The sequence below is a fragment of the Citreimonas salinaria genome (genome assembly GCF_900107235.1).
In the GTDB taxonomy this organism is placed as follows: domain Bacteria; phylum Pseudomonadota; class Alphaproteobacteria; order Rhodobacterales; family Rhodobacteraceae; genus Citreimonas; species Citreimonas salinaria.
The window spans coordinates 1-7,023 of the sequence record NZ_FNPF01000038.1 but is presented as its reverse complement, the minus strand read 5'-3'; the positions used below and the strand labels follow the sequence as shown (position 1 = coordinate 7,023).

3 protein-coding genes and 6 pseudogenes are annotated in these 7,023 nt (G+C 63.1%); 5 read left to right on the top strand and 4 right to left on the bottom strand.

From position 1 onward, the window contains the following. Window positions 1-286, bottom strand: a pseudogene (locus BLW27_RS20055) (transposase); the annotation flags it as partial. Window positions 287-439: 153 nt separating this feature from the next. Next, a pseudogene (locus BLW27_RS21850) lies at window positions 440-726 on the bottom strand (hypothetical protein); the annotation flags it as partial. Window positions 727-1,205: 479 nt separating this feature from the next. Between BLW27_RS21850 and BLW27_RS20045 the strand changes: the two are divergent. The 4 genes and pseudogenes from BLW27_RS20045 (at window position 1,206) to istB (ending at window position 5,668) form a co-directional block, all read left to right on the top strand. After that, window positions 1,206-3,146, top strand: a complete 1,941-nt coding sequence (locus BLW27_RS20045) for a glycoside hydrolase family 15 protein (protein WP_089886452.1) — start codon at window positions 1,206-1,208, stop codon at window positions 3,144-3,146. 1 nt (window position 3,147) lies between these two features. Further along, window positions 3,148-3,330: pseudogene (locus tag BLW27_RS20040) on the top strand (transposase); the annotation flags it as partial. 98 nt (window positions 3,331-3,428) lie between these two features. Next, a pseudogene (gene istA / locus BLW27_RS20035) lies at window positions 3,429-4,913 on the top strand (IS21 family transposase). After that, window positions 4,910-5,668: an IS21-like element helper ATPase IstB gene (istB, locus tag BLW27_RS20030; RefSeq protein WP_089886450.1), complete on the top strand. Its 759-nt coding sequence runs from the start codon at window positions 4,910-4,912 to the stop codon at window positions 5,666-5,668. The pseudogene istA and the gene istB overlap by 4 nt, the downstream one beginning before the upstream one ends. A 58-nt stretch (window positions 5,669-5,726) precedes the next feature. Here the strand turns inward: istB and BLW27_RS20025 are convergent, their stop codons facing one another. Further along, entirely contained in the window at window positions 5,727-5,927 is a 201-nt protein-coding gene (locus BLW27_RS20025) for a hypothetical protein (RefSeq protein WP_089886448.1), read from the bottom strand. 313 nt (window positions 5,928-6,240) lie between these two features. After that, window positions 6,241-6,678: pseudogene (locus tag BLW27_RS20020) on the bottom strand (transposase); the annotation flags it as partial. Between the two features lie 201 nt (window positions 6,679-6,879). On the opposite strand from BLW27_RS20020, the pseudogene BLW27_RS21020 reads away from it, so the two are divergent. Then, window positions 6,880-7,023 (top strand): annotated as a pseudogene (locus BLW27_RS21020) (IS5/IS1182 family transposase); the annotation flags it as partial.

The window sequence follows — 7,023 nt, the reverse complement described above, 5'->3', positions numbered from 1 at the left end:
AGGGTGCTGAAGTCGGGGACGGACCAGTTCAATCCCGCCAGCCGCAGCAGGCTGGCCACCATGCCCGCGGTCTGCCGCAAGGGCAGCTTGAAAAGCACCTTGATCGAGAGGCAGAACTGGATCGCGGCATCGGAGAAGACGGGAGGGCGGCCGAGCCGACCTTCATGCGGCGCCAGCCAGGCCATTTCCTGTCTACCCAGATCAGCATCGAGCCGCGCTTGCGCAACGCGGCGTTATGGCTGGACCAGTTCGTCGTGCGGTAGCGGGCGGGAGGAGGCTTGCTCATGCGACCCGTCTAACCGCAGGGATTCGCGATGTGAATCGCCCGCAGTCAGAGTTACGCAACAACGCCGTTTGGCGCTGTCCCTTGTCCCGCGCAGAGACCACGTCATTCAGCCAGAGCGGCGGTATGGTTCAGCTCGTACCAGGTTCGGATCTAGAGGCTGCGTTCGTGGTTGAAGTGATTGGCGACGGAGGCGTGGACGGCGGCAAGTTTCTGCAGAACCCGCATTTGTCGGAACCGGAGCTTCACGAACCTCTCGTCGAGGTGCCAGCGCCAGCGGTTGGATTTCATTCCTTTGATCCGGCGCTAGCGGACCTGGCCCGCGAACAGCGGCCCGAAGCGATGCCACCAGAAGCGGACGGTCTCATGGCTCACATCTACGCGCGCTCGCGCAGCAGATCCTAGGCGTTACGCAGAGAGAGCGGGAGACGCACGTAGAGCATGACCGCCAGGCGGATGATCTCCGGCTTGAAGTACTTGAACGGGGAAGGCTTGGGCGTGGGGCAGGGTGGGTCGCCCGCTTCAATCTCGGTTGCTCTGACAGGGCCCGTGCCCCCTGCGCCATCCGGTCGAGCGGGAGAGCCCCCATCAGGTCTACGGTGCTTATATGGGAACCCGGCCGCCCGCGCCTTCCAGCGCGAAAGGTGCGGCAGAAAGTGATCCCTGCCGCGCATTCTCCACCACCCGTCTTCGCAAGAAAAAACGCACTAAGAGGTGCCTCAGCCGCAAGACTGGCGTTTCTTTCAAGCTGATGATCCAAGCGCTATGAAGTGGCGCAAACTCGATGCCAGAAGCGCCTCGCAGAGGTCATCGCAGGGGTTGAGGTCCGCGACGGCCTCCTCCAATGTTAAACTTCCGCCTGATCATGCGTCACCGATTTCTGCGCCGATCTCGTGACCGGTCTGAATGAGGTACAATAGCGATGGAGCGGCTCTTGCCTTCAGCCCGTCGTCAGCCGCCGCTCAAGGATTATGCCCTCATCGGCGACTGCCATGGAGCGGCACTCGTTTCGAAACAGGGCAGTATTGACTGGTGCACTTTGCTCAGGTTCGACGCCGACCCGGTGTTCTTTCATCTCCTCGACGAAGACCGTGGTGGGACGTGGGAGGTCGGCATCGAAGGAACCGTCCGCACGATACGAGAGTACCTTCCCCGGACGAATATCCTGTGCACGCGCTTCGAGTCGGACTCGGGGGTGCTGGACGTCATCGATTTCATGCCGGTCGGGAGATCACGCAGCGCCGGTATCCACGATTATGTCACGCTCAACGCTCCCGGCTGGCTCGTACGCCGTCTGGAATGCGTGTCTGGAACAGTCCGCGTGACATCACGTTTTGCTCCGCGTTCCGCTGGCTTCTCGACCGAGGCGCCGGGACTAACGATCGAGCGGGACGGTGTCTGCTGCGACGGCGGCATGAAAGTGTGGTGTAACGGCGAAGTCCGACTGCAATCGGGGGACGCGATCATCGAATCCGACCTCCGCGAAGGAGATCGGCAGAGCATGGTGCTGACGGGGATGGACGCGCTGAGCGACCCCCGGGACCAGATCGACGCGCTGTTCGAGACGACCAAGGCGTATTGGACCGAGTGGTCGGAATACTCTCGCTACCGGGGGCCCTACCAGGATGCCGTCGGGCGTAGCGCGCTGGCACTCAAGCTCCTGACCTATGCGCCGACCGGCGCTCTTGTCGCGGCGCCCACCACCTCGCTTCCCGAGGAGATCGGTGGTGGACGGAACTGGGACTATCGATTCTGCTGGATGCGCGACGCGACCTACGCGCTCTTTGCGCTGTCGGTGCTCGGCTACAGCGGCGAAGGCCGGCGCTTCACGGAGTTTCTGACCCGCCATTGTCTGCGGGAAGGCTCGGTCATGCGGATCATGTACGGTATCGACGGCTCACCCTTTCTGCCCGAGCGCGCGCTCGATCAGCTGTCGGGATATCATCGGAGTAGGCCCGTGAGGGTCGGCAACGACGCCGCCGAACAACGCCAGCTCGACGTTTTCGGCGAGGTGCTCGACTGGGCGGAGTTGCGCGTCAGCCTGGGCGAACGCCTAGGAGCAGACGAGACGGCGCTCTTTAAGAGCGTCGCGGACCATGTTTGCAAGACCTGGCGAGAGCCGGACCAGGGACTGTGGGAGATGCGCGGGGAACCCCGGCATTTCACGCAGGGAAAAATCATGGCTTGGGTCACGCTTGACCGGGCGGCACGCCTTTTCGGCGATCGCCCGATCTGGCGCGAGAACCGGGATGCGATCCTGTGCGCGATCCGGAGCCAAGGCTGTGCGGATGATCTCCAATACCTCGCGCAATCGTTCGACGCAGAGGGCACGGACGCATCTCTGCTACAAGTCCCGCTTCTCGGGATGCCACTCGACGATGCGCTCATCGAGAGGACCATTTTGAAGATCGAGGCCGACCTCAAGGACGGCGACTTCGTCTATCGGTATCGCGTAGACGACGGTCTGCCAGGCGGCGAGGGCGCCTTCATGATCACGAGCTTCTGGTTCGTCGGGGCGCTGCTTTCGGTGGGTCGAGGCGACGAGGCACGCGCTCTCTTCGAAAGGCTGCTCTCCCATGCCAACGATGTCGGCCTTTATGCAGAACAAATTGATCCGGCGAGTGGCGCGTTCCTCGGCAACTTCCCGCAGGCCTTCACTCACCTCTCTCTGATCTCGAGCGCACAGCTTCTGGCATTATACGAGCGCGGAGGTCGCAAGGCGCTGCGCGGCACGAACGCGGCTCGTGCGCGGAATCTGGTCGGCTCGACCGAGGGTTTGAAGGGGCTCGCCTACGCTCTCTTCCGGCACGGCAAGATACGGCTGCGTTCCTCGCAGCGATCGGTGCTGAGAATCGACCGGTGATCTGGCACGTGATGAACGGCTGCGGGCGCAAGTGCAGGAAGCGGAGATGCCGACGGCGGAGGTGTGCCGCCGGCACGGGCTCAGTCCAGCGACATTCTACAAGCTCAAGACCAGGTATGGGGGCATGGAGCTGTCCGATGCGCGGCGCCTGAAGGCGCTGGAGGTGAGAACGGCGGTGCAAAAGTCTGCCACGGTAGCGGCGGGATGAGCCTGCTGCGGGCGGCGTAAAAGTCGTCCACCTTTACCCTTTCTGGCGGCAGGGAGGGCGGGAGGATTTTCACCGTGGACTTGTATCGTAAGGTGCGATTGGCCTGTGCGGAGGGCATGAGCCAGCGGGCGGCGGCGCACCACTTCGGGATTTCGCGCGACAGCGTTCAGAAGATGTTGGCGTTCTCGATTCCTCCGGGATACCGGCGGACGGCGCCGGTGAAGCGGCCGAAGCTGGACGGGTTCACCGGGATCATCGACGGCTGGCTGGATGGCGATCGCGAGGTCCATCGCAAGCAGCGGCACACGGCGAAGCGGGTGTTCGAACGGCTCCGCGATGAGCATGGTTTCACCGGCGGCTACACGATCGTGAAGGACTACATGCGGGAGCGCGAACGGCGCGGCCGAGAGATGTTCGTGCCGCTGGCGCATCCGCCCGGTCATGCCCAAGCCGACTTTGGCGAGGCGGTGGTCATCATCGACGGCGTCGAGAAGGCGCATTTCTTCGTCATGGACCTGCCGCACAGCGATGCCTGCTTTGTGCGCGCTTAACCGGCGGCGACAGCGGAAGCCTGGATTGATGGCCACGTTCACGCCTTCGCGTTCTTTGGCAAGGTGCCCGCGTCGGTCCTCTACGACAACGACCGCTGTCTGGTTGCGAAGATCCTGCCGGACGGGACGCGTCAGCGGGCCACGCTCTTCAGCGGGTTCCTGTCGCATTACCTGTTCCGCGACCGCTACGGACGGCCCGGAAAGGGCAACGACAAGGGCAATGCGGAAGGGCTGGTTGGCTATTCCCGCCGCAACTTCATGGTGCCGATCCCGCGGGTCGCAACTTGTGACGCGTTCAACGCCCATCTGGAGGAGCAGTGCCGCAGGCGCCAAGCGGATGTCCTGCGGGGCCAGTCCGAGACGATCGGGGAACGGCTCGTGCGGGATCTGGCCGCGATGGCCGACCTACCGGCTGCGCCGTTCGATGCCTGCGATCAAACCACCGGACGGGTCAGTTCCCAAGCGCTGGTGCGCTACAAGACCAACGATTACTCGGTGCCCGTCGCCTACGGCCACCGCGACGTCTGGATCAGGGGCTATGTCGACGAGGTCGTGATCGGCTGCGGTGGTGAAGTCATCGCACGCCATCCCCGCTGCTACGGCCGCGAGGACATGGTCTTCGATCCGGTGCATTACCTGCCGCTCATCGAGCGCAAGATCAACGCCCTGGATCAGGCAGCACCTCTGGCGGAATAGGGCCTGCCGCCGGAGTTTGCGATCCTGCGCCGCCTGATGGAAGCGCGGATGATCAAGGCGGGACGCCGCGAGTATGTCCAGGTTCTGCGCCTTCTGCAGACCTTCGACATCGTCGATCTCCATGCGGCCGTGAAGAAGGCCCTGCAACTGGGCGCGGTCGGCTTCGATGCGGTCAAGCACCTCGTTCTCTGTCAGGTCGAGAGGCGGCCGCCGAAGCTCGACCTCGAGGTCTACCCCTACCTGCCGCGTGCCGATGTCGCGACCACCTCGGCGGCCAGCTACATGTCTCTGCTGTCGGAGGATGCGGCATGACCGACACCCCGAAGATCCTGCTCGAGGAACATCTGAAGACGCTGAAGCTGCCCACCTTCCTGCGCGAGTATGAAAAGCTCGCCCGCCAGTGCGCCGCCGAGGGGCTGGATCATGTCCAGTTCCTGGCGCGTCTGGTCGAGCTGGAGCTGATCGACCGCGAGCGGCGGATGATCGAACGCCGCATCAAGGCCGCGAAGTTCCCGGCCACCAAGAGCCTCGACAGCTTCGACTTCAAGGCGATCCCGAAGCTCAACAAGATGCAGGTGCTGGAACTGGCCCGCTGCGAGTGGATCGAGCGGAGCGAGAACATCATCGCTCTCGGGCCCAGCGGCACGGGCAAGACTCATGTTGCCCTCGGGTTGGGGCTGGCTGCCTGCCAGAAAGGGCTGTCGGTCAGCTTCACCACCGCCGCGACGCTGGTCAACGAGCTGATGGAGGCGCGCGACGAGCGCCGTCTGCTCCGCCTGCAAAAGCAGCTGGCCGCCGTCAGGCTGCTCATCATCGACGAGTTGAGCTTCGTGCCGCTGAGCAAGGCCGGCGCAGAACTCTTGTTCGAGCTGATCTCGCAGCGCTATGAGCGCGGGTCCACGATGATCACCAGCAACCTGCCGTTCGACGAACGGACCGAAAGCTTCGGCACCGAACGCCTGACCGGCGCACTGCTCGACAGGCTGACACACCACGTCAACATCCTCGAGATGAACGGCGACAGCTATCGGCTCGGCCAAAGCCGCGCCCGAAAGGCACACGGCTAAACCTGATCACCCGCCACAGAATTGGCCCTGTGGTCCAATGCGCCATGGCACGCGCCAGCTATGCGGCAAGCGCGCGGGCCATGGCGCTTGGCGCCCTGCCGCTGGCCTGGTTTTGCGCCGCCGCGTGGCCGGCCTTTACTCCGCCGTTGGCACTTGCGCGCTTCTCGTGCTCGTCGAACCAAACCATGACTTTGACGGCGATCACGGTCAGACCCGAAATACCGATGCCGACGAGAGCGACTTGGGTTTCCACGCTCATGGCTCTTCCTGCAGTTGCCACATTCGATTACCATGTCCTGACCGAGTTTGGAATTCGAAGGACCGCGCGTGGCTGCAGGTTCCAGATCAATTCGGCTCAAGCGCCATGCTTTTCTGGCGAATCTGCTCCCCGGTGCCTCCAGACACGATCGGTCTCGCCCGCCATTCTCGTTTGGGTGCAGGCAACAGCTTCCAAGTTTCGCGCTTTAGGGGCCTTAGGGCGACCGATCTTTTTGGTCAGAAACGGGCGGACAGCGGACTTGCGGCGGTGCCGCGTGGCTCCTGCAGCATTTTCGCGAGAGCGGACGATCAGGTCAGCGTGCCCAAAATTGTTTAGAGCGATCGGAAATAGACCCGCATACCAGGCCCCATCTATCGTGTCTTTTATTCAGTGGGAGATAACGCAGGCCGGCGCGGATCCTGGTGATGTTGGCCTTGCGGGTCGAGCTGGCCAGCAGGCCGTAATGTCGGATGCGGTGGAAGCTGACGGGCAGACATGGATCAGGAAGCGGCGAAAGAACTTGGACGTTGCCAGCCGCATGACCTTTTGTTCGTCGCCGCGCCTGATCCTGTAATCCTTCTAGTGCAACGCCACGGTTTCGGTGTCGGCGCTGACCAGGCGGTGGTTCGAGATCGCCACCCGGTGGGTATCGGCTCAGGTAGGCCAACACCGCTTGCGGGCCGCCGAAGGGCGGCTTGGCGTGGACCACCCATCCGGATTTGCCGAACGGCGCAAGCCAGAAGGTGAAGGAATCCTCCTTCCCGTGCCAACTTTTGTCGCCTGAAGACGAGGTGGCTGGTGTAACCCGACAGAACCGCGCTCAAAACGCCGAATCCCAAATCAAGGTGCGGCGCCACGATTTCGGTTAGGCCGCGCGGTTCTGATCGGCGTTGTTGCGAAACTCTGACTGCGGGCGATTCACATCGCGAATCCATGCGGTTAGACGGGTCGCATGAGCAAACCTCCTCCCGCCCGCTACCGCACGACGAACTGGTCCAGCTATAACGCCGCGTTGCGCAAGCGCGGCTCGATGCTGATCTGGGTAGACAAGGAAATGGCCTGGCTGGCGCCGCATGAAGGTCGGCTCGGCCGCCCT

What these genes read in the sequence shown, in the direction of transcription:
- BLW27_RS20045 (WP_089886452.1), top strand. Translation starts at nt 1,206, where the DNA reads ATGGAGCGGCTCTTGCCTTCAGCCCGTCGTCAGCCGCCGCTCAAGGAT.
- istB (WP_089886450.1), top strand. Translation starts at nt 4,910, where the DNA reads ATGACCGACACCCCGAAGATCCTGCTCGAGGAACATCTGAAGACGCTG.
- BLW27_RS20025 (WP_089886448.1), bottom strand. Translation starts at nt 5,927, where the DNA reads ATGAGCGTGGAAACCCAAGTCGCTCTCGTCGGCATCGGTATTTCGGGT.